This is a genomic window from Aeromicrobium fastidiosum, assembly GCF_017876595.1.
Lineage (GTDB): Bacteria > Actinomycetota > Actinomycetes > Propionibacteriales > Nocardioidaceae > Aeromicrobium > Aeromicrobium fastidiosum.
Genome location: NZ_JAGIOG010000001.1, coordinates 98,866 through 121,455, shown reverse-complemented (window position 1 = coordinate 121,455; position 22,590 = coordinate 98,866). Strand labels below are relative to the sequence as shown.

At 69.3% G+C, this 22,590-nt stretch carries 25 protein-coding genes and 1 riboswitch; of the genes, 13 read left to right on the top strand and 12 right to left on the bottom strand.

From position 1 onward, the window contains the following. Positions 1 to 124: 124 nt before the first annotated feature. Positions 125 to 649, top strand: a complete 525-nt coding sequence (locus tag JOF40_RS00585) for a DUF4245 domain-containing protein (RefSeq protein WP_129183142.1) — start codon at positions 125 to 127, stop codon at positions 647 to 649. Here the strand turns inward: JOF40_RS00585 and JOF40_RS00580 are convergent. Genes JOF40_RS00580 through JOF40_RS00570 form a run of 3 tightly spaced genes read right to left on the bottom strand, consistent with a single transcriptional unit; the run spans position 622 to position 2,659 of the window. Next, entirely contained in the window at positions 622 to 867 is a 246-nt protein-coding gene (locus tag JOF40_RS00580) for an exodeoxyribonuclease VII small subunit (RefSeq protein ID WP_129183140.1), read from the bottom strand. The two genes, JOF40_RS00585 and JOF40_RS00580, sit on opposite strands and share 28 nt — an antisense overlap. Further along, positions 860 to 2,098, bottom strand: coding sequence for an exodeoxyribonuclease VII large subunit (gene xseA / locus JOF40_RS00575; RefSeq protein ID WP_129183137.1), 1,239 nt, complete (start codon positions 2,096 to 2,098; stop codon positions 860 to 862). The genes JOF40_RS00580 and xseA overlap by 8 nt, the downstream gene beginning before the upstream one ends. Before the next feature lie 9 nt (positions 2,099 to 2,107). Continuing rightward, entirely contained in the window at positions 2,108 to 2,659 is a 552-nt protein-coding gene (locus JOF40_RS00570) for a C40 family peptidase (RefSeq protein ID WP_188111750.1), read from the bottom strand. A 5-nt stretch (positions 2,660 to 2,664) separates the two neighbouring features. Then, a riboswitch (cyclic di-AMP (ydaO/yuaA leader) is annotated at positions 2,665 to 2,839 on the bottom strand. Between the two features lie 144 nt (positions 2,840 to 2,983). Between JOF40_RS00570 and JOF40_RS00565 the strand changes: the two genes are divergently transcribed. Further along, positions 2,984 to 3,979 carry a 4-hydroxy-3-methylbut-2-enyl diphosphate reductase gene (locus JOF40_RS00565; RefSeq protein WP_129183134.1) on the top strand — a complete coding sequence of 332 codons (996 nt, stop codon included), beginning with the start codon at positions 2,984 to 2,986 and terminating at the stop codon, positions 3,977 to 3,979. A 105-nt stretch (positions 3,980 to 4,084) separates the two neighbouring features. Here the strand turns inward: JOF40_RS00565 and ggt are convergent, their stop codons facing one another. Further along, entirely contained in the window at positions 4,085 to 5,941 is a 1,857-nt protein-coding gene (gene ggt, locus JOF40_RS00560; protein WP_129183132.1) for a gamma-glutamyltransferase, read from the bottom strand. Between the two features lie 91 nt (positions 5,942 to 6,032). Between ggt and JOF40_RS00555 the strand changes: the two genes are divergently transcribed. Further along, complete coding sequence (locus tag JOF40_RS00555) at positions 6,033 to 7,919, top strand: Na+/H+ antiporter (RefSeq protein ID WP_129183130.1); 1,887 nt, start codon at positions 6,033 to 6,035, stop codon at positions 7,917 to 7,919. Between the two features lie 192 nt (positions 7,920 to 8,111). Here JOF40_RS00555 and JOF40_RS00550 read toward each other — a convergent pair whose 3' ends face one another. From JOF40_RS00550 to JOF40_RS00535, 4 genes are all read right to left on the bottom strand, one after another. Next, a complete protein-coding gene (locus JOF40_RS00550) occupies positions 8,112 to 8,552 on the bottom strand; it encodes a DUF6542 domain-containing protein (protein WP_209674290.1) in 441 nt (146 codons plus the stop codon). Further along, positions 8,543 to 9,625 carry a DNA recombination protein RmuC gene (locus tag JOF40_RS00545; protein ID WP_129183126.1) on the bottom strand — a complete coding sequence of 361 codons (1,083 nt, stop codon included), beginning with the start codon at positions 9,623 to 9,625 and terminating at the stop codon, positions 8,543 to 8,545. Before JOF40_RS00545 ends, JOF40_RS00550 begins: the two co-directional genes overlap by 10 nt. Before the next feature lie 132 nt (positions 9,626 to 9,757). Next, on the bottom strand, positions 9,758 to 10,084 hold the full coding sequence (locus tag JOF40_RS00540) for an antibiotic biosynthesis monooxygenase family protein (RefSeq protein WP_129183124.1): 327 nt from the start codon (positions 10,082 to 10,084) through the stop codon (positions 9,758 to 9,760). A gap of 40 nt (positions 10,085 to 10,124) precedes the next feature. Further along, complete coding sequence (locus tag JOF40_RS00535) at positions 10,125 to 10,592, bottom strand: sigma factor-like helix-turn-helix DNA-binding protein (protein ID WP_129183122.1); 468 nt, start codon at positions 10,590 to 10,592, stop codon at positions 10,125 to 10,127. Between the two features lie 137 nt (positions 10,593 to 10,729). Here JOF40_RS00535 and JOF40_RS00530 point away from each other — a divergent pair, with 137 nt between their 5' ends. Genes JOF40_RS00530 through ychF form a run of 3 tightly spaced genes read left to right on the top strand, consistent with a single transcriptional unit; the run spans position 10,730 to position 13,000 of the window. Continuing rightward, positions 10,730 to 11,371 carry a LysE family translocator gene (locus JOF40_RS00530; protein WP_129183120.1) on the top strand — a complete coding sequence of 214 codons (642 nt, stop codon included), beginning with the start codon at positions 10,730 to 10,732 and terminating at the stop codon, positions 11,369 to 11,371. Next, complete coding sequence (locus tag JOF40_RS00525) at positions 11,371 to 11,892, top strand: GNAT family N-acetyltransferase (RefSeq protein ID WP_129183118.1); 522 nt, start codon at positions 11,371 to 11,373, stop codon at positions 11,890 to 11,892. The genes JOF40_RS00530 and JOF40_RS00525 overlap by 1 nt, the downstream gene beginning before the upstream one ends. Before the next feature lie 19 nt (positions 11,893 to 11,911). Then, a complete protein-coding gene (ychF, locus tag JOF40_RS00520) occupies positions 11,912 to 13,000 on the top strand; it encodes a redox-regulated ATPase YchF (RefSeq protein WP_129183116.1) in 1,089 nt (362 codons plus the stop codon). 99 nt (positions 13,001 to 13,099) lie between these two features. Here ychF and JOF40_RS00515 read toward each other — a convergent pair whose 3' ends face one another. From JOF40_RS00515 to JOF40_RS00505, 3 genes are read right to left on the bottom strand one after another with little or no spacing between them, the layout of a single operon-like run. Beyond that, complete coding sequence (locus JOF40_RS00515) at positions 13,100 to 13,843, bottom strand: hypothetical protein (protein ID WP_129183114.1); 744 nt, start codon at positions 13,841 to 13,843, stop codon at positions 13,100 to 13,102. 13 nt (positions 13,844 to 13,856) lie between these two features. Beyond that, the gene (locus JOF40_RS00510) at positions 13,857 to 14,327 is read right to left on the bottom strand and encodes a hypothetical protein (RefSeq protein ID WP_129183112.1); all 471 of its coding nucleotides are present in this window, start codon (positions 14,325 to 14,327) and stop codon (positions 13,857 to 13,859) included. Positions 14,328 to 14,378: 51 nt separating this feature from the next. Next, positions 14,379 to 15,242 (bottom strand): alpha/beta fold hydrolase, encoded by an 864-nt coding sequence (locus JOF40_RS00505; RefSeq protein ID WP_129183110.1) that lies wholly within the window; start codon positions 15,240 to 15,242, stop codon positions 14,379 to 14,381. A gap of 265 nt (positions 15,243 to 15,507) precedes the next feature. Between JOF40_RS00505 and JOF40_RS00500 the strand changes: the two genes are divergently transcribed. The 7 genes from JOF40_RS00500 to JOF40_RS00470 all read left to right on the top strand — a co-directional run bounded on the left by JOF40_RS00500 (position 15,508) and on the right by JOF40_RS00470 (position 21,146). Then, positions 15,508 to 16,647 (top strand): InlB B-repeat-containing protein, encoded by a 1,140-nt coding sequence (locus JOF40_RS00500; RefSeq protein WP_129183108.1) that lies wholly within the window; start codon positions 15,508 to 15,510, stop codon positions 16,645 to 16,647. A gap of 135 nt (positions 16,648 to 16,782) precedes the next feature. Then, positions 16,783 to 17,481: a thermonuclease family protein gene (locus JOF40_RS00495; RefSeq protein ID WP_129183106.1), complete on the top strand. Its 699-nt coding sequence runs from the start codon at positions 16,783 to 16,785 to the stop codon at positions 17,479 to 17,481. A gap of 116 nt (positions 17,482 to 17,597) precedes the next feature. Next, positions 17,598 to 17,894, top strand: coding sequence for a type VII secretion target (locus tag JOF40_RS00490; protein ID WP_129183104.1), 297 nt, complete (start codon positions 17,598 to 17,600; stop codon positions 17,892 to 17,894). Between the two features lie 47 nt (positions 17,895 to 17,941). Next, positions 17,942 to 19,588, top strand: coding sequence for a Tle-like phospholipase domain-containing protein (locus JOF40_RS20115; RefSeq protein WP_129183102.1), 1,647 nt, complete (start codon positions 17,942 to 17,944; stop codon positions 19,586 to 19,588). After that, positions 19,585 to 20,094, top strand: coding sequence for a hypothetical protein (locus JOF40_RS00480; protein WP_129183100.1), 510 nt, complete (start codon positions 19,585 to 19,587; stop codon positions 20,092 to 20,094). Before JOF40_RS20115 ends, JOF40_RS00480 begins: the two co-directional genes overlap by 4 nt. A 112-nt stretch (positions 20,095 to 20,206) precedes the next feature. Then, positions 20,207 to 20,602 (top strand): hypothetical protein, encoded by a 396-nt coding sequence (locus JOF40_RS00475; RefSeq protein WP_129183098.1) that lies wholly within the window; start codon positions 20,207 to 20,209, stop codon positions 20,600 to 20,602. 55 nt (positions 20,603 to 20,657) lie between these two features. After that, positions 20,658 to 21,146, top strand: coding sequence for a hypothetical protein (locus JOF40_RS00470; protein ID WP_129183096.1), 489 nt, complete (start codon positions 20,658 to 20,660; stop codon positions 21,144 to 21,146). Positions 21,147 to 21,772: 626 nt separating this feature from the next. Here JOF40_RS00470 and JOF40_RS00465 read toward each other — a convergent pair. After that, positions 21,773 to 22,558, bottom strand: coding sequence for an alpha/beta fold hydrolase (locus JOF40_RS00465; protein WP_129183094.1), 786 nt, complete (start codon positions 22,556 to 22,558; stop codon positions 21,773 to 21,775). Positions 22,559 to 22,590: the final 32 nt, after the last annotated feature.

Sequence of the window (22,590 nt, the reverse complement as noted above, 5' to 3'; positions counted from 1 at the left end):
TACTAGCGGTCGGGCACCGGGTGTGGGTCGGCGACGAGGTGGCACGGCCCACGTCGTGCAGCGGCCCCGTAAAGTGGCAGCGCCGACGTCGTCCGTACGTCGCTGAGGTGGAGGACGTGGTCCGATGAGCTCGAACGCTTCGTCCCGCGGCAATCCCGCGATCGGCGACATCATCCGCTCCGTCGTCGTGATCGGCGCGGTCGTGGTCGCGCTGTACGGCATCGGACAGCTGTTCACGTCCGACCCCGAGACCAATGTCAAGACGGTCGACTACGTCTCCGTCGTGGAGCAGGCGCGCCCCGCGGCGACGTTCGCGCTGGCCGCGCCGACCGGGCTGCCCCAGGGATGGCGGGCGACGTCCGCACGGTTCCAGGAGAACGGGTGGCATCTCGGCGTCCTGACCGACACCGACGACTACGTGGGCCTCGAGCAGCTGCGGGGCACCAACGAGCGGGCCGTCGACCGGTTCGCCCAGGACAGCAAGAGCGTCGGCACGGCCGATGTCGCGGGCCAGGTGTGGAACGTCCGCTCGGGCCCCGACGGCCGGTGGACGTATCTGCGCAACGAGGACGGCCTCACGACGCTGGTCAACACCTCGGCGTCGCGGGCCGTGCTCGAGGACTACATCGCGTCGCTGTCGACGTCCTGATCGGTGGCCTTGGCCAGCCGGGCACGGGCACCGTCGAGCCACTGCTGGCAGATCGCTGCCAGCTGCTCGCCGCGCTCCCAGAGCGCCAGTGACTCGTCGAGGCTCGTGCCGCCCTGCTCGAGACGTCCGACGACCGCGATGAGCTCGTCGCGCGCCTGCTCGTAGCCGATCGTCTGGTCGGGCGTGGTGGCCTGGTCGGGTGTCGTGGCGTCAGCCATGGGGGTCCTCGCCGGTCGGGGTGGGGTGGGTGGTCAGGGTGCGGACGGCGATCGAGCCGTCGACGACCCGGATGGTCAGCTCGGCGTCGGGCGACACCTGGGCGATCGAGGTGACGACGGTGCCGTCGGGCAGCTGCGCGACGCCGTAGCCGCGCTCGAGCGTCGCCAGGGGGGAGAGCGCGCGCACCCGGGCGAGGTGGTGCCCGACCTCGTCGCCGGCGCGGTCGAGGCGGTGGCCCAGCGAGCGTCGCGACCGGTCGCGCCAGTCGTGGACGAGCGACTGCTCGGCGTCGACCAACGTCGACGGCTGCGCCAGCACGGGGCGCGAGCGGATGTCGGCCAGGCCGCGCACCTCGCGCTCGAGGATCGAGCGGATCGCGACGGACGCACGCTCGCGCATCATCGCGACGCCGGCCAGCTCCTCGCGCACGTCGGGGACGATGCGCTTGGCGGCGTCGGTGGGCGTGGACGCCCGCAGATCGGCCACGAGGTCGAGGATCGGGGTGTCGGGCTCGTGCCCGATCGCGCTGACGACGGGCACGGGGCAGGCGTGGACCGCGCGGATCAGCGCCTCGTCCGAGAACGGCAGCAGGTCCTCGACCGAGCCGCCGCCCCGGGCGATGACGATGACGTCGATCGACGGGTCGTCCGACAGCTGCCGCAGCGCGGCCATGACGTCGCGGGCCGAGTCGTTGCCCTGCATGAGTGCGTGGCGGACGACGAAGTGCACGTCGGGCCACCGCAGCCGGGCGTTCTCGAGGATGTCGCGCTCGGCGGCCGAGGCGCGTCCCGTGATGAGCCCGATGCCGCGCGGCAGCAACGGCAACGGCTTCTTGAGCCGCGGGTCGAACAGGCCCTCGGCCGCGAGCAGCTGTCGCCGCCGCTCGAGCTGCGCCAGCAGCTCTCCCTCGCCCTGCGGTCGGATCTCGCGCAGGTCGAGGGAGAGGCTGCCGCGCGGTGCGTAGAACGCCGGCTTGGCGTGCACGACGACCCGCGAGCCCTCCGTGACGGGGACCGGCGAGGCGTCGAGCACGCTGACGTGGCACTTGGCGTCGATCGAGATCTTCGCCTGCAGGTCACGCAGCGTCAGGAAGCAGATGCCCTGCCGACGGGTCAGCTGGGCGATCTCCGCCTCGACCCACACCGCGCCGAGGCGGCCGATGTAGCCGTCGAGCAGCTGCGAGATCTGACGCAGCGGTGCGGGGGTGTCCGCACTGGTGTCGAGGGCCATGGCCCAAGACTAGGGGGCGTACGTCCCTGCCCCGAGCGAGCTCGGCGCGGGTGTGGACGAAGCCTCCTTGGCCGACGTCTTCGCGACCGTCACGGTGCCGGCAGGACGACGGACGACGTAGCCCGACGACCAGATGCCGTGCTTGCCGACCGGAACGCCCGTGCGCTGCGCCTCCCACATCTTGCCGTCGCCGGCGTAGATCGCGGAGTGGTAGGCCGTGCCGCCGCGCATGAAGATCAGGATGTCGCCGGGCTTCTTCTTGCTCTTCGGGATGCTGGCGCCGGAGAGCTGGGCACCCGACGTGCGGCCGATCTTCTTGCCGGCCTGCTTGTAGACGTACTGGACGTAGCCGGAGCAGTCGAAGCCGCTGGGGGTCGCGCCGCCGTAGCGGTAGGGCTTGCCCTTGAGCTGCTTGGCCTCGCTGATGACTTCCTTGGCGGTGCTGACCTTGCTGACCTTGACGGCCGACGAGCCCTCCGCGAAGGCGGGACCGGCGAGACCGGTGAGAACGAGGGCCGAACCGAGCGCGAGGCTCGCAGAAATTCGTGCGTGAGAACGCATATGCAGGATTCCTTCGTGCACGCCTGTGAAAGATGACCTGTCGGGTTCAGGCGCGAAGGATGCCTGTCGGTGGAACCGATTAACCCCAAGGCTCGGGACGAGCCGCACTGCTGGGTCTTCCATGCCCGTCGCTATTGGATCGATGACTGCGGACGTGACGGGCCTCGGCGCGTACGCAGTGCCGACCTGGTGAGGCCAACGCCGCAGAACATTACAGACCGATGACGAATGAGTCTCGCCGGGGACGTGTGAGGTTGATCGCCCTGCGGTCCCGGGACGTTTGGCAGTCGGGGTCGACATGGCCCCATCGCCTACCATGGGGCCATGTCCTCAACGGTCACTCTCGGCATGCCCCCCGTCGGCGGCAGCGTGCTGCTCGCCGACCCGCGCGGCTACTGCGCCGGCGTCGACCGGGCCGTCATCACGGTCGAGAAGGCGCTCGACCTGTACGGCGCGCCCGTCTACGTCCGCAAGCAGATCGTCCACAACAAGCACGTCGTCAACAACCTGGCGGCCCGTGGCGCGATCTTCGTGGAGGAGCTCGACGAGGTGCCCGAGGGTGCCACGGTCGTGTTCTCGGCCCACGGCGTCTCGCCGATGGTGCATGCCGAGGCAGCCGAGCGCAGCCTCAAGACGATCGACGCGACCTGCCCGTTGGTCACCAAGGTGCACCACGAGGCCCGACGCTTCGCGAGCGAGGGCAAGCACATCCTGCTGATCGGGCACGAGGGGCACGAGGAGGTCGAGGGCACGGCCGGCGAGGCACCCGACGACATCACGATCGTGCAGACGCCCGACGACGTCGACGACCTCGAGTTCCCCGAGGGCACGCGGCTGTCGTGGCTGTCGCAGACGACGCTCAGCGTCGACGAGACCATGGAAACGGTCAGACGCTTGCGTGAGAAGTTCCCGCAGCTCGAGGATCCGCCCAGCGACGACATCTGCTACGCCACGCAGAACCGCCAGGTCGCGGTCAAGGAGATCGCCAAGGACGCCGACCTCGTCATCGTCGTCGGCTCGGCCAACTCGTCCAACTCGGTGCGCCTCGTCGAGGTCGCCCTCGAGGCGGGGGCCAAGGCGTCCTACCGCATCGACGACATCTCCGAGTTCGACGAGGCCTGGCTGGTGGGCGTCGAGAAGGTCGGCGTCACGTCCGGCGCGTCGGTGCCCGACGACCTCGTGCAGGACGTCCTGGGCTTCCTCAGCGCGCACGGGCACCCCGACGCCGATGCCGTGCGTACCGCCGACGAGAGCCTGATCTTCGCGCTGCCGCCCGAGCTGCGCAAGGACATGAAGGCCGCCGGCGTCCCCTACAAGTAGGCCGGTAGCCCCGCCCCATCAAGATGTTGGCACTTCTGGACGTCCCCGGCCCGGTTTGGCGTCCAGAAGTGCCGACATCTTGCGGAGGGTCGGCAGCCGCCGCGGTCAGCGTCGCTTGACCACCAGGGCGCTGCCGCCTCCGCGGCGCTTCGGCTCCGCGACGGCCGTGAGCGTCCCGCCGCGTCCCACCTCGATTGTGGCCGCGGCCCCGATCTCGGCGGCGGACGTGAAGGTGTCTCCCGACGGGGTCAGCTGCTGCCCGTACCGGCCGAGAGCCGGCCCGTAGCGTTGGATGAAGGCCGGCTCGGCCGGGGTCGACGCGGAGTTGCGCTGCGACGCCCGTGGTGCGGCGACGGCCTCGGGCAGCGTCATGCCGAGGTCGATGCGATTGACCAGGATCTGCAGGACGGTCGTGATGATCGTCGCGCCGCCGGGGGAGCCGACGACGTACTTGACCTGCCCGCGGTCGGTCACGATCGTCGGCGACATCGACGAGCGCGGACGCTTGCCGGGGACGATCCGGTTGGGGTCGGCCGGGTCGTACGCCGCGGTGAAGTCGGTCAGCTCGTTGTTGAGCAGGAAGCCCCGACCGGGCACCGTCATGCCGGAGCCGCCGGTCTGCTCGATCGTGAGCGTGTAGGCCGCGGCGTTGCCCCACTTGTCGACGACCGACAGGTGGGTCGTCGAGATGTTCTCGGTGTCGGGCTTGTCCTGCGCGACGACGGTGCCGCAGCCCTTCGCGTAGAGCCTGCCCGCCGCGACGGGGCGCACCGAGGCCAACGCGTCGTCGATCGTGCAGCGGCGTGAGTCGGCGAAGGCCTGCGACGTCAGCCTGGCGGTCGGGACCTTCACGAAGCGGGGGTCGCCGACGTACGCGGCGCGGTCGGCAAAAGCGCGGGCCGACGCCTCGAGGTAGAGGTGCAGGCTGCGCGGCGTCCGCTTGCCGCCGCCCAGGCGGTAGGTCTCGAGGATGTTGAGCGCCTCACCGACGGCGGTGCCGCCGGACGAGGAGGACGCCATGCCGTAGACGTCGAGGCCGCGGTAGCGGACGTGCGTCGGCTTGCTGTTCCTCACGCGGTACCCGGCGAGGTCCTTGGCCGTCAGGCTGCCGGCGGGAGCTGGCAGCGTCGAGGCGGGGTCCTTGCGCGGCGACTGGACGACCGACGCGATCTCGCGGGCCAGCGAGCCGCGGTAGAACGCGTTCGGCCCGCGATCGGCGATGGCGGTGAGGGTGCGGGCCAGCTGCGGGTTGCGGAAGCGGGTGCCGACCTTCGGGGCGTCGCCGCCCGGCAGGAAGAGCTTCGCCGTGTCGGGGAACGCCGCGAACCGGGTCTTGTTGTCGAGCGTCTGGTTGCGGAAGGTCTGGTCGACACGGAAGCCCCTGCGGGCCAGCTCGATGGACGGGGCGAGGGTGCGCTTGAGCGATCGGGTGCCGAAGCGGTCGAGGGCCTCGTCCCAGGTGGCGACGGTGCCCGGGACGCCGACGGCGACGCCCGACGACACGAGCTGCGGCGTGAACGGGTACGGCTTGCCCGTGGCGGGGTCGACGAAGGCGTTGGCGGTGATGCCGGCCGGGGCGGTCTCGCGTCCGTCGATCGTGCTGACGCGGTCCTTCTTGGCGTCGTAGTAGACGAAGTAGCCGCCACCGCCGATCCCGGCGCTGTACGGTTCGGCGACGCCGAGGGCCGAGGCCATCGCCACGGCGGCGTCGGCCGCGTTGCCGCCACTCGCGAGGACGGCACGGCCGACGCGGCTGGCGTTGACGTCGACCGACGACACGGCACCGCCGGTGCCCCGCGCGGTCGACCCCGACGAGGCCTTGGACGCTTCTGCGGCGTCGGCCGGAGGGCTCACGGTCAGCAGAGCTGCGGCGACGGCGGCGGCGCTGGTCGCGGCCACGAGGCGCACATGGCGGCCGGTGCGACGGTGGACCTGGTGGCTGTGGACGACGAGCTGGCTCATGGCTTCCCCCCGGAAGGCGTGCGTGACGTCTGCTCACCGTACGACTGCGAGAGCGTCTCCACCACCCGTCGCGGGCTGACAGAATGAGCGGGTGGAGACCGCCCTGACGCTCGTGACCCTGCTGGCCATCGTCGTCGCGGTCAGCGCGATCGCGGGTCGGTTGAACCTGTCGGCACCGCTCGTGCTGATCGTCGTCGGCATCGCCGGGTCGTACACACCCTTCATCCCCGACTTCGAGCTGACCCCCGACATCGTCCTGGTCGGGCTGTTGCCGCCACTGCTGTACGCCGCCGCGATCCGTACCTCGTTGGTCGACTTCCGCGCCAACAAGCGTCCGATCATCCTGCTCAGCGTGGGCCTCGTGCTGTTCACGACGGCGGGCGTCGGTCTGCTCGTCTGGCAGCTGCTCGGGGTGCCGCTGGCGGCCGCACTCGCGCTCGGAGCGGTCGTCGCACCGCCGGACGCCGTGGCGGCCACCGCAATCGCCCGCCGGGTGGGCCTGCCGCGCCGGGTCGTGACGATCCTCGAGGGCGAGAGCCTGGTCAACGACGCGACGGCGATCGTCACGCTGCGCACCTCGATCGCTGCGATCGGCGGGACGGTCAGTGTCTGGCAGGCCGGTGCCGGGTTCGTCGTGTCGGCCGCGGGCGGCATCGCGATCGGACTGGTCGTCGCGCTCGTCGTCGGCCGCATCCGTCGCTACATCGAGGACGAGGTCACCGACGTCGCGGTATCGCTGCTGACGCCGTGGATCGCCTACCTGCCGGCCGAGGAGATCCACGTCAAGGGTCTCGACTCGCAGCCGTCCGGCGTCCTCGCGGTCGTCGTCGCCGGCGTGATCCTGGGCCACAAGTCGCCGCTCATCCAGTCGGGGGCCTCGCGCCTGTTCGAGCGCACCAACTGGGCGACGATCTCGTACGTCCTCGAGAACGCGGTGTTCCTGCTGATCGGCTTGCAGGTGCGCTCGATCGTCAACGACCTCGACGAGAGCACGTTGTCGGCGACCCGCATCACGGTCACGTGCCTCGCGGTGCTGGCGACCGTCATCGTGCTGCGATTCGTCTGGGTGTTCCCGGCCACGTACCTGCCACGGCTCGTGCCACGGATCGCCGCCGCCGAGCCCACGCCCGATCCGCGGACGATCTTCATGGTCGCGTGGACGGGCATGCGCGGCGTGGTGACGCTCGCCGCGGTGTTCCTCCTGCCGCCGAGCGTGCCGGAGCGCGAGGTGCTGGTGCTCATCGCGTTCGTCGTGACGGTCGGGACGCTGATGGTGCAGGGGCTGACGATCCCGACGCTCGTGCGGGTGCTCGGCGTGCCGGGGCCCGACGTCCACGAGGACCACCTGCAGGAGGCCACGATCTACCAGGCCGTCACGGATGCGGGCAAGGCCTACCTCGACGAGGAGGTGCAGGGGACGGTCGGCGACGACGTCATGCACCGCCTGCGCGAGCGCGCCACCGACCGCACCAATGCGGTGTGGGAGCGCCTCGGCGGGCTCGAGACGCCGAGCGCCCAGTACTCACGGCTGAGGGCGAGCATGCTGCGCAAGGAGCGCGAGGAGCTGCTCCGCATCCGCGACCTCGGCAGCGTCGACCAGTCGATCCTGCAGCGGGTCATGAACGCCCTCGACGTCGAGGAGTCGATCCTCGACCGGTTGTCGGAGGGCGAGACGACGGCCGACCGGGAGACCGATCTGCGGTCGCCGGTCGACCCCGACGCGGCGTGCGAGCACCTGCGCGTCGCCTGCGACTACCCCAAGCCGCTGACGCCGACGGGGTGCGAGGAGTGCCTGCGCGACGGCAGCCAGTGGGTGCACCTGCGGCTGTGCATGACGTGCGGTCACGTGGGGTGCTGCGACTCGTCGGTGGGCAAGCACGCCACGGGTCACTTCGCCGAGACGGGCCACCCCGTGATGCGCAGCTTCGAGCCCGGCGAGGCATGGCGCTGGTGCTTCGTCGACGAGGCGACGGGCTGATCCGCAGCGCACGGTTTCCCAGGTTCACCTGGGAATCCTCGCCGCCAGTGCCGCAGATTTCGGGGTGACCCCGAGATCTTGCACCTCGCACGGGTTGCAACCGGGGTGAGGTGTCGGCTTTCGGGGTGACCCCGAGAAGATCCCCGTGCGAGGCCCCTGTTTCCGGGGTTCACCTGGGAAACAGCCAGGGGGTCAGCGGCGGGCGGGACGACCGCGGTCGGCGGCGAGGCGCAGGGCGATCACGGCGAGGGCCAGTCCGCCGCCGACGAACAGCGTCATGCCGTGGTCGAGCGTGCCGGCGATCAGACGCGCGAACGTGCCGGCGTCCGCGTCCATGCCCTCGACCCGGATGACGGTGGGATCGACGAGGATCACGGCGAGCAGGCTGGCGATCATCAGGATGGGGGCCAGCACACCGGTCGCGAACAGGTGCCTGGTGCCGACGCTCATGGGTGCGGTGACGGCGATCAGCACGAAGCCGACCGAGTAGAGCAGGTCGAGCTGTCCGTCGACGAGGTCGAGAAGCACGATCGCGGTCATTGCGACGCACGAGGCGATGATCGCCTGGCGGGCGGTCAGGTCGCGCCGCGCCGAGCGAGGGGGTGGGGTGCGCACCGCCTGCGTCATGACCATGACGGTAGTTCATCGACGAGCTCGGGAGCGGTCAATGAACGGGGTGTCGTCTCGACGAGACGGGGCGGGTCGACCGGTGTGTCGGCCACGTGCAGGGCGTTGAAGCGTCGGGCCGTGACCAGGAAGCGCGACTCGATCGAGCTGACGGCCTCGTTGTACGACCGCACGGTCGACTCCAGCGAGCGTCCCAGCTTGTCGACGTGACCGGCGACGGTGCCGATGCGGTCGTACATCTCACGGGCGATCGTCTGGATCTCGCGGGCGTTGGCGGCGAGCTGCTCCTGAGTCCAGGCGTAGGCGACGGTGCGCAGCAGCGCGATCAGCGTCGTCGGCGTGGCCAGCACGACCTTCTTGGCCGAGGCGTGCTCGAGCAGGGTGGGCTCGGCCTCGAGCGCCGCCGACAGGATCGACTCGCCGGGCACGAACAGCACCACGAACTCGGGCGTCTGGTCGAACTGCGACCAGTACGACTTGGCGGCCAGCTGGTCGATGTGCGTGCGTACCTGCTTGACGTGGCGTCGCAGGTGCTCGGCGGCCTCGGCCTCGGTGCCGGCCTGCGCTGCGTCGAGATAGGCGTCGAGCGGCACCTTGGAGTCGACGACGACTCGCTTGTCGCCGGCTAGCCGCACGACCATGTCGGGCCGGAGCATCGAGTCGGCGTCACCGACGCTGACCTGCAGCTCGAAGTCGCAGTGGTCGAGCATGCCGGCGAGCTCGGCGGTGCGCTTGAGGTGCATCTCGCCCCACCGGCCCCGCACCTGTGGGCGGCGCAGTGCCGTCGCGAGCGAGGCGGTCTCCTTGCGCAGGGAGTCGCTCGTGACCCGGACGGCGTCGACCTGCTCTCGTAGCTGGGTGTGCCACTCGATGCGGCTCGACTCGAGCTCTCGCAGTCGTTGGCCGAAGCGATCGAGGCTCTCGCGGACGGGCTCGACGGCCTCAGCCGTGGCCGCTCGCGACAGGCTCAGGTCGTGGGCGGATGCCGACGGTGCGCGGCGGCTGCCGAGCAGCACGCCGAGCGACAGACCGGCCACGAGGGCCAGCAGCGCGGTGAGGAGGAGGGGGAAGACGTCCATGCGCTCAGCATGTCGGCGACCTCCGACACTTCCGCCCGCCCGTTCCGCGAGCGGTGCAGAGTGGCCATTCTGGGACGGCGTGTCTGTCCAGTCCGCACCACTCGGGGACGGGAATGCACCGCTCGGCGGGGCTCAGCCCTGCGAGCCCCCGGCGACCTCGTAGCTCCAGATCTCGCTGTGCGTCGAGACGGGCTTCGGCGCGTCGCCGCCGGCGCGCTCGGCGGCGGAGCGGTGGCCCTCGGCGAACGACGGCGAGCTGACCCACGCCTGGAAGTCGTCCTCGCTGGCCCAGCGCGTCAGCACCAGCCACTGGGTGCGGTCGTCGGTGGGCTTGAGCAGCTCGAAGCCCTGGAAGCCCTGGGCTCCGTCGACGGCTCCGGCCCGTGCGGCGAAGCGGTGGGCGAGCTCGTCGCCGGATCCCTCGGGCACGGTGATGGCGTTGATCTTGATGACGGTCATGCCAGCACCCTACGACCCGGTCGGTGGGGGAGCGGCGGTCTCAGGCGCTGTCGGCGAGGCCGTCCACCGGCCCGGCCACGGCGAGACTGCGCACCGTCGCGGTCAGCAGCGACGCCGCCGTCAGATGGGTGACGCCGAGGGCGTCAGCGGCATCGCGGTAGGTGTGGTCGCCGAACCGGCACAGGGCGAGCAGCGCGCGCTCGGTCGGGGGCAAGCCGCGGAGGTCGTGGAGGATCGACACCTCGGCAGGCAGCTCGGACAAGGACGGCTCGGCGTCGTCGCCGTAGAGCCAATCGGTCACGACGTGGGCGCTGAGGTCACGGAACCCGAGCTCGCCTGCGGTGCACGCCGCGAGGGCCCGGACGACGAGCACGGTCGCGTGTTCGACGTCGTCGGTCAGCGTGGCGGCGACTCGGCTGAGGTCGGCCGCATGACGGTCGAGGGCGTCGAGCGGACCCGCGAGACGATCAGGGGCCGCGGACGGATCGATGCTGCTGAGAGCTCGCATGTCGGGTGCCTGTCTGGTCGGGGTGGCCCCAGCATGGCGCAAGAACCGACTGAGCGCCAGAGAACCTCTTCAAAAGTTATTCAGGGACATCGGATCGACGCGATAGATTCGGGGTCCGACCGATCGAGAGGACGTCCATGCTGCCCGCCGACCACGCTGCTGCCTTCGCCCTCGCCGCGCTCGCCCTCATCGTCATCCCCGGGCCCAGCGTCCTGTTCGTCATCGGGCGCTCCCTGTCTCTGGGACGCATGGGCGGCTTCCTCAGCGTCCTCGGCAACGCGCTGGGCATGGTCCCGGCGATCGTCGCAGTGTCCGTGGGCATCGGCGCGCTAGTGTCGCGGTCGCTGGTCGTGCTTCTCATCGTCAAGCTCGTCGGCGCGGTCTACCTCGTCTTCCTCGGCGTCCAGGCGATCCGCCACCGCCACGATCATGTCGGTGCAGATGTCGGTCAATCGGCGACACGGCCGACGTCCGCCCGCCTCGTGCTCGAGGGGTTCGTTGTCGGCGTCACCAACCCGAAGACGATCGTGTTCTTCGTCGCGGTGCTGCCGCAGTTCGTGAGCCACGAGTCCGGCGGCGTACCCCTGCAGCTCGCACTGCTCGGCGGCATCTTCTTCGTCATCGCGCTCGCATGCGACAGCGTCTGGGCGCTCGCGGCCGGCACCGCGCGGCAGTGGTTCGCCCGCGACCCGCGGCGGCTCGCCCGGGCGGGTGCGGGTGGGGGCGTCATGATGATCGGGCTCGGTGGCGCGCTGGCCGTCACGGGGAGCAAGCAGTGATGACCGTCGAGACGGCACGGCTGACCCTGCGCCCGTTCACGCTCGGCGACACCGACGCCCTGTTCGCTCTCATGAGCCGGCCCGAGGTCGCTCGGTGGAGCGGGCGCGGGGTGCCCATGGTCGACCGGCAGGAGGCCGTCGACCGCATCGAGCGGATGCCCGTCCGCCGCGGCGACCACCCGGCCGCGGACGTGTTCGCGGTCGTCCCGCACGAGGTCGAAGCGCCTGTCGGCATGGCCGTCCTCGTGCCCATCCCGGCCAGCGAGGGCTTCGGGCGGGACGCTCACGAGATCGGCTGGCACCTGCACCCGGACGTCTGGGGGCGTGGATACGCCACCGAGGCGGCGACGGCCCTGGTCGAGCGCGCGTTCGCGTCCGGCATCCCCGAGGTCTACGCCGTCACGAACCCCGACAACGTCCGGTCGCAGGCGGTCTGCCGTCGTCTCGGCATGACCGACCTCGGCCTGCGCAGCGATTGGTACGACCGGGAGCTGCGGGCGTTTCGCCTCGACCGCCCCTGACGACGTAGGATCGTCCCTCGTGGCTCTCAGCATCGGCATCGTCGGACTCCCCAACGCGGGCAAGTCGACCCTCTTCAACGCACTGACCAAGAACGACGTCCTCGCGGCGAACTACCCGTTCGCGACGATCGAGCCGAATGTCGGCGTGGTCGGCGTCCCGGACTCGCGCCTGGCCGAGCTGGCCAAGATCTTCGGATCGGAGAAGATCCTCCCGGCGACGGTGCAGTTCGTCGACATCGCCGGCATCGTGCGCGGTGCCTCCGAGGGTGAGGGGATGGGCAACAAGTTCCTGTCGCACATCCGCGAGTCCGACGCGATCTGCCAGGTCACCCGCGTGTTCCGCGACGAGGACGTCACGCACGTCGACGGCGACGTCAACCCCGCCAACGACATCGAGACGATCTCGATCGAGCTGGCCCTCGCCGACCTGCAGACCCTCGAGAACGCGCTGCCGCGGCTCGACAAGGAGTCGCGCAAGGACAAGTCGCTCGTCCCCGCGTTCGAGGAGGCCAAGAAGGCCAAGGAGGCGCTCGAGGCTGGCACCGGCGTGCTGAAGGCCGGGCTCGACCTCGACCTGCTGCGCGACCTGCACCTGATGACGTCCAAGCGGTTCATCTACGTCTTCAACTGCGACGCCGACGAGCTCAAGGACGAGGCGCTCAAGCAGCAGATGCGCGACCTCGTCGCACCGTCGGAGGCGATCTTCCTCGACGCCAAGGGCGAGGCCGAGCTGGTCGAGCTGGGCGACGACGAGGATGCCGAGATCATGCGCGCCGAGATGCTCGCCGACATGGGCGTCGAGGAGCCCGGGCTGGACGCCCTCGCGCGGGTCGGCTTCGACACCCTGGGCCTGCAGACCTACCTCACGGCCGGCCCCAAGGAGTCGCGCGCCTGGACGATCCCGCAGGGTGCGACCGCCCCGCAGGCCGCCGGCGTCATCCACACCGACTTCGAGCGCGGCTTCATCAAGGCTGAGATCGTCTCGTTCGACGACCTGCTCGAGGCCGGCTCGATGGCTGCCGCCAAGAGCGTCGGCAAGGTGCGCATGGAGGGCAAGGAGTACGTCATGGCCGACGGCGACGTCGTGGAGTTCCGCTTCAACGTCTGACGTCCTCCGATGTGTGACGCCGACGGCGTCATGGGCGTGCCGTGACGCCCTGCGCGTCACAGATCGTGCTCGGCGGGTGGCGGCCCAGCCGCACCCGGCTCACGCAGGTGAGCGAGCGGTGGTGGCGAACAGTCCCAGCCCGACGACGACGGAACTGAGCAGCGCCAGCGATGGCGGCAGCCAGAACAGCAGGCTGCCGATCTCGTCGGACCGGATCGTCATGCAGATCAGCGCGACGGTCGAGAACACCGCCGTTCCGAGAGCCACGCCGATCGACCGGCGCGCCAGACGTCCGCCGTCGTGCCGGCCGAGCGACCACTGCTCGCCCATGTTGACCGTGGCCAGGAGGTAGCAGGCGGTCACGACCCAGACGCCGCTCCCAGCGTCGAAGATGTAGGAGCCGCGATCGCCGGCGTAGAGCGCGAATCGGTCCTCGGTGGTCCAGGTGAACGGCGAGATCCACAGCCAGCCCCATGCCGTCGCGATCGACGCGAAGACCGTCAGGACGCCCGTCAGGCCCATCTGGCGATACATCGAGAACAGGCTCGGTCGGGGCCTCGTCGTCTCGGCCTGCCGCTGCTCCGTCCGGGCCGCCCGGCGCGAGGCGATCTGCTCGTGCAGGCACCGGTGCATGTAGTCGAACGCCTCGGCGTCGGTCGCGAACGTCCGCCGCGTCGACTCGATCAGCGTCCCTTCGCCATCGGTCGCGAAGACCGTCCAGGCCCCGTCGTGCGGCGTGAAGACCACGGCGTCCGGCTCGACGTCGTCGCCCTCGTCGAGGAACAACGCGTTGCCGTAGCCGCGCGCTGCGACACCCTTCGACTTCAGCTCCTTGCGGTCCACCGAGGGCTCCTCGTCATCGTCTCTTCTTCGTGAGAGGACGCTTGCCGCGCGGCGTCCACTTCCACCAGGGGTAGTGGTACTCGCCCTCCTGGACGTCGAAGATCCGCCCGCAGTCGGTGCACTCGCAGACGCGCTTGGGTCGGTCGGGGAATCCCTTCTCGGTGAAGACCGGGATCTCCTCCACGATCTGCACGTAGCCGTACGACTCCTCCTTGGCAGGCTCGTAGAACATGTGGTCGGCATAGGCGGCGCACAGGCACTCGCCGTCGGCGAACAGGCGCAGGCGCTCGATGGCGTGGCCCACGTGCTGCGCGTTGGACGCGAGAGCACCCCCGAGGTCGATGTCGTCCGTGGCCTGGTCGATACGCCGCAGCTGCTTCGCCAGCGGTGCCAGCACCTCGGGGTCGCGGGTGCGGAACACCTCCCAGGTGGCGTGCAGGATCCGGCCGCGGTCCTTCGACACGAAGTCGTCGAGCAGGGTCATGCGACCCATCCTTCACTGCTGGACGGACAGCTGCTCCAGCCAGGCGTCGCATCAGGACGGATCGGAGCCGTCGTCCGAGGCGATGAAGTCGCGCAGCACGCGGGCGAAGCGGTCGGGGTCGTCCAGGTGCGGGAAGTGCCCTGCGCCCTCGAACATCTCGACGCGGCACTCCGGCAGCGACTCGGCGACGCTGAGCGCGTGCGAGGCGGGGATCATGTGGTCCTTCGAGCCCCACACGATCAGGGTCGGCACGGGCAGCGAGCCCTCGAGGTGGTCGTGGGCGCTGATGCTCTGCCCGCCGATGTCGATGACAGCGCGCGTCGTCGACAAGAATGCGCGGCGGCTCTCGCGGTCGCCGAGCGAGCTGAAGCCCCGCCAGATCGCGCCGATGTCGGCACCGGGCCTCCACCCGGCCTTCGACGCGAGGCGGCCCAGCGCCTCGACCTGGGAGAGGACGGGTGCCGATGCCAGCACGCTCAGCACCTGGGCGGCACCTGGCAGGGTCGCCGACCGGAGGACCACGTTGACCTCGCGACCCAGACCGCCGCTCGACACCAGGACGAGACGCTCGACCCGCTCGGGGAACAGGTAGAAGAACTGCATCGCGATGCCGCCGCCGAGCGAGTGCCCGACGAGCGTGACGCGCTCGACGCCGAGGTGGTCGAGCAGGTCGCGCATCGTGGCGGCGTGGGAGCTGAGCGAGTAGTCGCCCATGGGCTTGGCCGACTCGCCGTGACCGAACAGGTCGGGCAGGACCACCCGGTGGTCGTCGTCCAGCCGGTCGACCAGGTGCGACCACTGCTGCTGCCTGCCGAGGATGCCGTGGATGAACAGCACCACCGGGCCTTCGCCGCGGTCGGCGTAGGAGAGCTCGTGACCGTGGAGCACGACCTTGCGGGTAGCGCTGTGCGGCATGGTGGTCGTCCTCGACATGGTCGGTGAACCGGGCAGGCTCACGGTAGCCCGTCGGGGCGGCGGTCGCCCGGCCACGAGCCGTCCCCAAGACGTCCGGGCTCGTGACGGTGAACAGACTCCTTGATTCCAGTCATCCAGGCACCCAGGCGGCGCTAGACTCCCGCTGACCTGATGGTGGGGACTCTCAGATCGTTGGCCGCTCACCCGACTCGACCAGATCTTGGTCCCCAGTAGATGGATCCTCGTGAATCAACGCGTTCGTCTCATGCCCAGGCTCCTCGCGGTCGTAGCAACCACCGCAGCGCTCTGTGGCGGAAGCCTCTTCGCGGCCCAGTCGGCCAGCGCGACGTCCCATCACGTCGTGGACGACGGTTACTTCTACTACTTCGACACCGACAATCCGAGCTTGGGTGCCGAGCTCGCTGAGTCGCAGGGGGACACCTCCGACTTGCACATGCTGAGCTCGGTGACGTTCGGTGGTGTCGAGTACAAGGTGACCAAGGTCAGTGGCTTGAGCAGTTGGGGTATCAGCGATCTCACGCTGTCTGACAACCTCATCGAGATCGGCGACTACGCATTTGCGGAGAATCCCATGCCCACGGTGACGATCCCTGCGTCGGTCACCACGATCGGTGCCCGCGCCTTCAAGAACGGCAGTCGATGGTTGACCTCGCTCACATTTCTCGGTGCGCCTCCCACGACCTTCACCCCGGCCGGAACGATGATCGCTGGTGAGGAGGGGGGATCGTTGGGCAGTCCGAACAAGTTGATCGTCACCTACCCGTGGGAGTTCGACTCCAGCACGTTCGATGGCGGATACACCGCCGGCACGTGGAAGGGCTACACGACGACCACGACCGTCCCGGTGACCTTCGACCTGGGTGGCCACGGCTCGGCCATCGAGGGCCAGGACATCACGTACGGCACGGCAACCACCGAACCTGAGGAGCCGACCGAAGCGGGTTGGACGTTCACCGGTTGGTACGCCGACGCCGACCTGACGACCGCGTTCGACTTCTCCGACACGACCACCGACACCGCGTACGCCGGCTGGACCCAGGACACCGTCGACGTGCCGGTGACACCCGACGTGCCCGTCGTACCCCTCAAGCCGAGTGCACCCGCGGTGCTGCCGGCAACCACGTTCATCGTCAAGGCCCCCGCCACAGCCAAGACCGGCAAGAGGATCACTGTCACGGTCCGTGGGCTGGCCGCTGGTGAGACCTACACGCTCCGTATCGCCGGCAAGGATGTCGCCACGGGCAAGGCGTCCAAGGCCGGCACGATCACCCGCACGGTCAAGATCCCCAGGTCATCCAGGAGCGGCATGCACACGGTCAAGGTCATCGGCTCAGCGATCAACCGCCGAGGCTTCGACACCCTCAAGATCACCAAGAAGAAGTAGCGCCACCGGCGTCGAACTGGACGTGCTCGGCTCGTCCGAGCGGGATCGCCGCCGACGGGGCGAGGCCTTTCGTGCCGCGTGCCGGATCTGGTCGTTTCGCCCAGGCGCGGGACGCTGCGGGGCTACGCTCGCGCGATGACTCATCGCCGCCGTGCCCTCGCCTCAGTGCTCGTCACCGCCTTGGTGGGCGTGGTGGTGCTGGTGGCGACTCCCGCGTACGCATTCGTCGACAAGGACTGCTCGGACTTCGCCACCCAGGCTGACGCGCAGGCGTTCTATCTCGCCAACGGCGGACCGGCGGCCGACCCGCACCGTCTGGATGCGGAGGGCGACGGCCTCGCGTGCGAGACGCTGCCGTGCCCGTGCAGCACATCGCCTGCGCCGCTGGCCCCGCAGCCTGCCCCGGCACCTCTCGTGTCGCGGTGCGTGCAGAACGCGAAGGTCACACAGAGAGCCGTCGTGGAGCGGGTGATCGACGGTGACACCCTCCGTGCCCGGGTCGACGGAGCTCGCACGAAGGTCCGACTGCTCGGCATCGACACGCCCGAGCGGGGACGGAAGGACTACGGGGCCGCGACGAAGGCGCTGAAGAAGCTCACGCCCGTGGGCAGGACGGTCACCCTCACGAGCGACCCGACGCAGCCGTACGACGACCAGTACGGTCGCATGCTGCGCTACGTGCGACGGGGCTCCACAGATGTCAACCGGGCGCAGCTGCTGAAGGGATGGGCCAGGTTCTACGACGCCAGGACGTGCGCTCCGCTGACCAAGAAGGGCCTGTACAAGCGCGCCGAGCGGTCGGCGAAGAAGGCCGATCGCGGCATCTGGCGCTGACTCCAGGCGTGCCGCCCGCCCGGGCTTGCTGCGTCTCTGTTCGTTCACTCGATGGACGGCGGATGGTGCCGTTCAGAGGGTGGTTGCGATAGGTAACACGCTGTTACCATCGTGCGATGACCCTGGACTTCGACGGCGACGCCGTGCGCGGACTCGGCCGAGACACCCGGCGACTCGCCGACAGCCTGGCCATCGAGGCGCAGGGTGCCGAGACGTCGCTGTCGAACGTCTCGTCCGGCACCTCCCAGGACGACGTCAAGTCCGCCGTCGATGACCTGCTGCGCACCCTGAAGAGCGCCCACACCGGAGTCGTCGAGGGCCTGAGAGGCTTCGGCACCGAGCTCGAGATGACCGCCGACGTCGTCGAGGCGACCGACCGGGAGCTCGCTTCCAGAGTGCCGACGGACGACTGATGGGCGACTCATTGACGGTGCCCGTCCCCAAGGGCGAGCTGGCCACGGTGCAGGACGCGGCGACCGATCTCGAGGCGCGGGCGCAGCGCGTCCACGACACCGCCAACGAGATCGATCGGCTGTCGCAGCTTGTCTCCCAGGGCTGGAACGGCGAAGCGGCTGCCGCGTTCGACCTGCGGGTGGCCGCCGCGCGGCGTGCCGTCGACAGCGTGTCGGAGACGCACTACCAAGCCGCAACGCAGGTTCGCGACTACTGCACGCAGTGGGAGGAGACCGATCGAATCGCACGGTCCGCCCGCCGCGACATGGAGTCGGCGGCGACCACCTACCGCCGCGAGGGCAAGGCCGGCGCCCAGCACCTCGCCGACGAGATCAAGCGCGGGATCGAGGGCCTCGACGACAAGGTCGAGGACGTCCCGATCCTCGGCGACATCACCGGCGCAGCGACGTCCGGCCTGGCGAAGTTCGCCCACGAGGTCGTCGAGCGCCTGCTGTCGTGGGATCCCCACCCGCCCACGCCCACGATGCGCCCCGTCGCCCCCGGAGCCTTCGACCTCGGTGACGTGAAGAGCATGGCCAAGGCCATCGGCAACGCGGCCGAATGGGGCGTCAACGCGGTGCTCGACGGCATCGACAAGGTCATCGACCTGATCGGCGGCATCGTCCGCGGGGCGGTCCGCGCTTTGGAGGCCGTCGGCGAAGCCTTCGTCGACGCCATCGAGTCGGCGCTCAAGGCCGCTGGCGAAGCCATCGAGACGTTGTTCGAGCTCGGTCGCAAGGCGGCCGTGGCGATCGGCCACCTGGTGGCGAGCGCTGCGAAGATCGTCTTCGACGCCGTGGTCAACTCGGTGAAGGCGACGATCGACTTCTTGATCTCGCTCGGCAAGAAAGTGTGGGACGTCATCGAGTTCGTCCTCGACGGTGCCGCCGCGCTCGTGGCTGGCGTCATGGCGTTGATTGCCGGGAAGATCCGTCGGGATCTCGGACTGAATGATCGGCGCATGAAAGACACGAAGGTTGCTGATCGTGCGGCGCTTCGCGACCTGACCTATCCAGATTTCCTGGCCGAGGTCAAGGAACGCCAGGACCTCGCCAACTTCGCCTACAAGCCCTCAGGTGCGCCGAAAGGCTGGGAGCGAGTTCAGGACTACCCCGGGACGGACGGCTTCTACGCCGTCGCGTTCAAGAAGAAAGGCACTGACACCGTGGTCCTTGCCTACCGAGGCACCTCCATGGAGTCAGTCAAGGACTGGCGCGACAATGCCATCAATGCGACCGATCTGCCCAGCAACCAGGCCCGGCAGGCCATCGAGGTCGCGAAGTCCGTGGCTGCGGATCCGCGGTTCAAGAACCATGACATCGAGTACACCGGGCACTCCCTGGGCGGCTCGCTCGCCAGCATCGCCAGCGTCGCGACGGGCAATCCTGCCAAGACGTTCAACGCGGCGAGCATCGGTGAGGGCAACTACTTGCTGGCCAAGGCCGCCGGTGGGCACGGCACGAGCGAGAAGCAGATCGTCAACTATCACACTGCCCCAGACATCCTGACCAATGGGCAAGACGCCGGGGGTATCCGGCCGGCGGCCGGTGCGCAGGTCACGGTCGACTCGACCACCCGCAATCCCGTTTCGGCTCACGGCCTCGATTCGTTCGACTGGTCGAAGTTCGAGACTCCGAAGGCGAAGGTCCGATGACGATGTCGCAGGCCGAGAAACCGGAGGTCGTCTTCGCGCTGCCGGGCGAATGGGTGCGGGTCGGCCTCGACGACGAAAGCCAGGTCGCCGAGCTGACACGGCTGCTGGACGGAGCCACCCCCGACCCCACGTCGTGGATCGCCAGCACCAAGGCACTCGGCGGCGTGCTGTTGATGTTCCGCATCCGTTCCGAGCCGTCTGTTGGTCTGCTGTTCGCTTGGCCCCCCGGCGAGGAGACCGGTGATCCGTCACGCGCGGGGGTGCAGAGCCGTCTCGGAGCCGAAGGCGAGCTGATCGAGCACGCGGCCGAGTACGCGTGCGTGCGCACACGTTCCGGCGGCGGCTCTGCTGCGACGGATGTGTTGACCTATGGTGTGGTCCATCCGGAGTCGGGCCGTCTGTTGCTGGTCCGAGTCACGGCGTTCGACGGGCCGTTCGATGAGCTCGACGTCGAGGACTATGACCTGTCCGTGAGCCGCATGTCGTGGGAGGAACTTGATGTTTAGGCAAGCGATGGCTTGTGCCGTTGCTATGACGCTGTTGGCGACAGGCGCTGCGTGCGACGCAGACGGCTCGGATCAAGGCGGGCGCGGTCCGTGTGCCGAGGCTGACCCGGCGGTGGTCAAGCAGATCATGGCGGGAGCACGAACCAACTTTCGTCCGACTCTTCCTGACGGCTCGGCTGGAGTGCTCGTCGATCACCTGAAGCCTCTGGATTCGAGTGTCGCGAAGCTGCCCGAGAAGGACAGGAAGTTCGGTGCCGACAAGTTAGTCGTACTGCTGGTCTCTACGGTGCTTGGTGGAGAGGACGCGTCAGGGGGGATCAAGGGCTTCGACGGGGCTCTATACCTTGCTCTGGACTCGGAAGGCAAGCTGCTGGGGCCGGTCGGCACTTTCTCGACTCCGTACTTCGATCTCGAGTCGCCGGCCGATGCTGGTTGGTTGCCATGGGGGGACAAGGTCGAGAACACGAAACTCGGCTTTGACTTGTTTGGGTGTGTCAATCGGGGCTGAGGGCCGCGTTCCCGTGGGACCGTGGCGAGCCGCTCGGTGCGCCGTGGGCGGTCTGATGGCATTCGTCGTGCTGACGGCGGGTGCTGCGTGCGACGCGGATGGCGGTACCGGAGGACCGCGGCGCTCGTGCGAAGAGGCTGACCCGGCGGTGGTCAAGCAGATCATGGCTGGGGCGAAGACCAACTTCCGTCCCACGCCTCCCGATGGCGGGACGGGAGTGCTTGTCGACCACCTTGAGCTGCTGAAGTCCGGCGTCGGGCAGCTGCCGGAGAAGGACCGGAAGTTCGGTGCCGATCAGCTGGTGGTGTTGCTGGTCACCACGGTGCTTGGTGGGAAGGATGCATCCGGCGGGATATCTGGCTACGACGGGCCTCTCTACTTCGCGTTGGATGCGGACGGCAAGCTCTTGGGCCCGGCCGGTGAGTTCACCGCGTCCCACTTCAACCTGGAATCGCCGGCCGACGCTGGTTGGTTGGCATGGGGGGACAAGGTCGAGACGTCCAAGCTCGGGAACGATTTGTTCGGCTGTGTTGATCCTGATTGAGGGGCGTCGGGCCACTCACGCTGTGAGGTGCGCTGTAGCCGGTCTGTTGGCCTTCGTCGTGCTCGCGAGTGTTGCAGCGTGCGACGTGGACCACGCGAGGGGAGGAAGCGCGGGCTCGTGTGAGGAGGCGGACCCGGCGCTTGTCAAGCAGATCATGGCGGGGGCAAGGACCGACTTCCGTCCGACGCCCCCCGATGGCGGGACGGGAGTGCTCGTCGATCACCTGGAGCCTCTGGACTCGAGTGTCGCGAAGCTGCCGGAGAAGGATCGCAAGTTCGGTGCCGACCAGTTGCTCGTGCTGCTGGTCTCCACGGTCCTTGGCGGAGAGGACGCGTCGGGAGGGATCACGGGCTTCGACGGGGCTCTGTACCTTGCTCTGGACTCGGACGGAAAGCTGTTGGGACCGGTCGGCACTTTCTCGACTTCGTTCTTCGACCTCGAGTCGCCGGCCGATCCTGGTTGGCTGGCGTGGGGGGGGACAAGGTGGAGAGCACGAGACTCGGCCTCGACTTGTTCGGCTGCGTCAACCGGGGCTGAGCGCCGCGTCCCTGAGGACGTGATCGGGGAACTTCCCAGTCACCTGGTGGCTGGAAAGCTCCCCGATGCCGTGAGGGCAGTCGCCGAGGTCAGGATCCGTGGCGCGCGACGTCGGCGGCCAGGACGGCGGGCCACGTCTCGAGATCGGCCCGGGTGGACGCGACGGAGAGGGTCGCATGCGGCAGCAGCTCGACGAGTGCCTGCGCCGTCGACAGCGGATGGGCCGGGTCGTCGACCCAGGCGAGGATCGTGACCTGCGGGACACCGATGGCGGCGATGTCGTCTGGTGACGGCAGGTCGCTCGCGCCGGCCCCGCGGAACAGCGACGGCAGCAGGCTCACGTCGACGTCGGGCTGGGTCTCGGGCAGACCGGCGGTGGCAGGCGGCACCGGCGCGAGGCGTCCGGCCTCGAGGAAGACCTCGAGCCCCTGCTGCTCGATGAGGCGGGCCGCGGCCCGGTACTCCTCGCCCTTGGCCACGCGGGTCTCCCAGGCCGTCGGCGGCACCAGCAGTGTCAGTCCGCTGAACCGCTCGGGCTCGCGCACCGCCGCGTGCAGCAGCGTGGCGGTGCCCATCGAGGGCCCGACACCGTGCACCTGCTCGCCGGGGAAGTACCGGTCGAGCAGCCGCAGCAGATCGTCCGCGAGGTTGCCCCACCGGTAGTGCTCGGTCTCCGGCTGGCCCGTCGAGCGGCCGTGGCCGCGGGCGTCGTAGCGCAGCAGGCGGGTGCCGCTCAGGCCGCGTCCGAGGTCGAGGTCGAGCAGGCGGTCGCGCGAGCGGCTCGAGGTGAGCCCGTGCAGCTGGACGACGGGGTGACCGCCCTCGTCGCTCAGCTCGACATCGAGGTCGGCACCCGGGACGGTGAAGGTGCTCATGGGTGCGTCCCTTCCTCGTCGCGACACGTCGG

What these genes read in the sequence shown, in the direction of transcription:
- JOF40_RS00490 (WP_129183104.1), top strand. Translation starts at nt 17,598, where the DNA reads ATGACCCTGGACTTCGACGGCGACGCCGTGCGCGGACTCGGCCGAGAC.
- JOF40_RS00500 (WP_129183108.1), top strand. Translation starts at nt 15,508, where the DNA reads ATGCCCAGGCTCCTCGCGGTCGTAGCAACCACCGCAGCGCTCTGTGGC.
- JOF40_RS00470 (WP_129183096.1), top strand. Translation starts at nt 20,658, where the DNA reads ATGGCATTCGTCGTGCTGACGGCGGGTGCTGCGTGCGACGCGGATGGC.
- JOF40_RS00540 (WP_129183124.1), bottom strand. Translation starts at nt 10,084, where the DNA reads ATGACCGTCATCAAGATCAACGCCATCACCGTGCCCGAGGGATCCGGC.
- JOF40_RS00580 (WP_129183140.1), bottom strand. Translation starts at nt 867, where the DNA reads ATGGCTGACGCCACGACACCCGACCAGGCCACCACGCCCGACCAGACG.
- xseA (WP_129183137.1), bottom strand. Translation starts at nt 2,098, where the DNA reads ATGGCCCTCGACACCAGTGCGGACACCCCCGCACCGCTGCGTCAGATC.
- JOF40_RS00465 (WP_129183094.1), bottom strand. Translation starts at nt 22,558, where the DNA reads ATGAGCACCTTCACCGTCCCGGGTGCCGACCTCGATGTCGAGCTGAGC.
- JOF40_RS00510 (WP_129183112.1), bottom strand. Translation starts at nt 14,327, where the DNA reads ATGACCCTGCTCGACGACTTCGTGTCGAAGGACCGCGGCCGGATCCTG.
- JOF40_RS00550 (WP_209674290.1), bottom strand. Translation starts at nt 8,552, where the DNA reads ATGGTCATGACGCAGGCGGTGCGCACCCCACCCCCTCGCTCGGCGCGG.
- JOF40_RS00535 (WP_129183122.1), bottom strand. Translation starts at nt 10,592, where the DNA reads ATGCGAGCTCTCAGCAGCATCGATCCGTCCGCGGCCCCTGATCGTCTC.
- JOF40_RS00505 (WP_129183110.1), bottom strand. Translation starts at nt 15,242, where the DNA reads ATGCCGCACAGCGCTACCCGCAAGGTCGTGCTCCACGGTCACGAGCTC.
- JOF40_RS00570 (WP_188111750.1), bottom strand. Translation starts at nt 2,659, where the DNA reads ATGCGTTCTCACGCACGAATTTCTGCGAGCCTCGCGCTCGGTTCGGCC.
- ggt (WP_129183132.1), bottom strand. Translation starts at nt 5,941, where the DNA reads ATGAGCCAGCTCGTCGTCCACAGCCACCAGGTCCACCGTCGCACCGGC.
- JOF40_RS00585 (WP_129183142.1), top strand. Translation starts at nt 125, where the DNA reads ATGAGCTCGAACGCTTCGTCCCGCGGCAATCCCGCGATCGGCGACATC.
- JOF40_RS00545 (WP_129183126.1), bottom strand. Translation starts at nt 9,625, where the DNA reads ATGGACGTCTTCCCCCTCCTCCTCACCGCGCTGCTGGCCCTCGTGGCC.
- JOF40_RS00525 (WP_129183118.1), top strand. Translation starts at nt 11,371, where the DNA reads ATGACCGTCGAGACGGCACGGCTGACCCTGCGCCCGTTCACGCTCGGC.
- JOF40_RS00480 (WP_129183100.1), top strand. Translation starts at nt 19,585, where the DNA reads ATGACGATGTCGCAGGCCGAGAAACCGGAGGTCGTCTTCGCGCTGCCG.
- JOF40_RS00495 (WP_129183106.1), top strand. Translation starts at nt 16,783, where the DNA reads ATGACTCATCGCCGCCGTGCCCTCGCCTCAGTGCTCGTCACCGCCTTG.
- JOF40_RS00530 (WP_129183120.1), top strand. Translation starts at nt 10,730, where the DNA reads ATGCTGCCCGCCGACCACGCTGCTGCCTTCGCCCTCGCCGCGCTCGCC.
- JOF40_RS00565 (WP_129183134.1), top strand. Translation starts at nt 2,984, where the DNA reads ATGTCCTCAACGGTCACTCTCGGCATGCCCCCCGTCGGCGGCAGCGTG.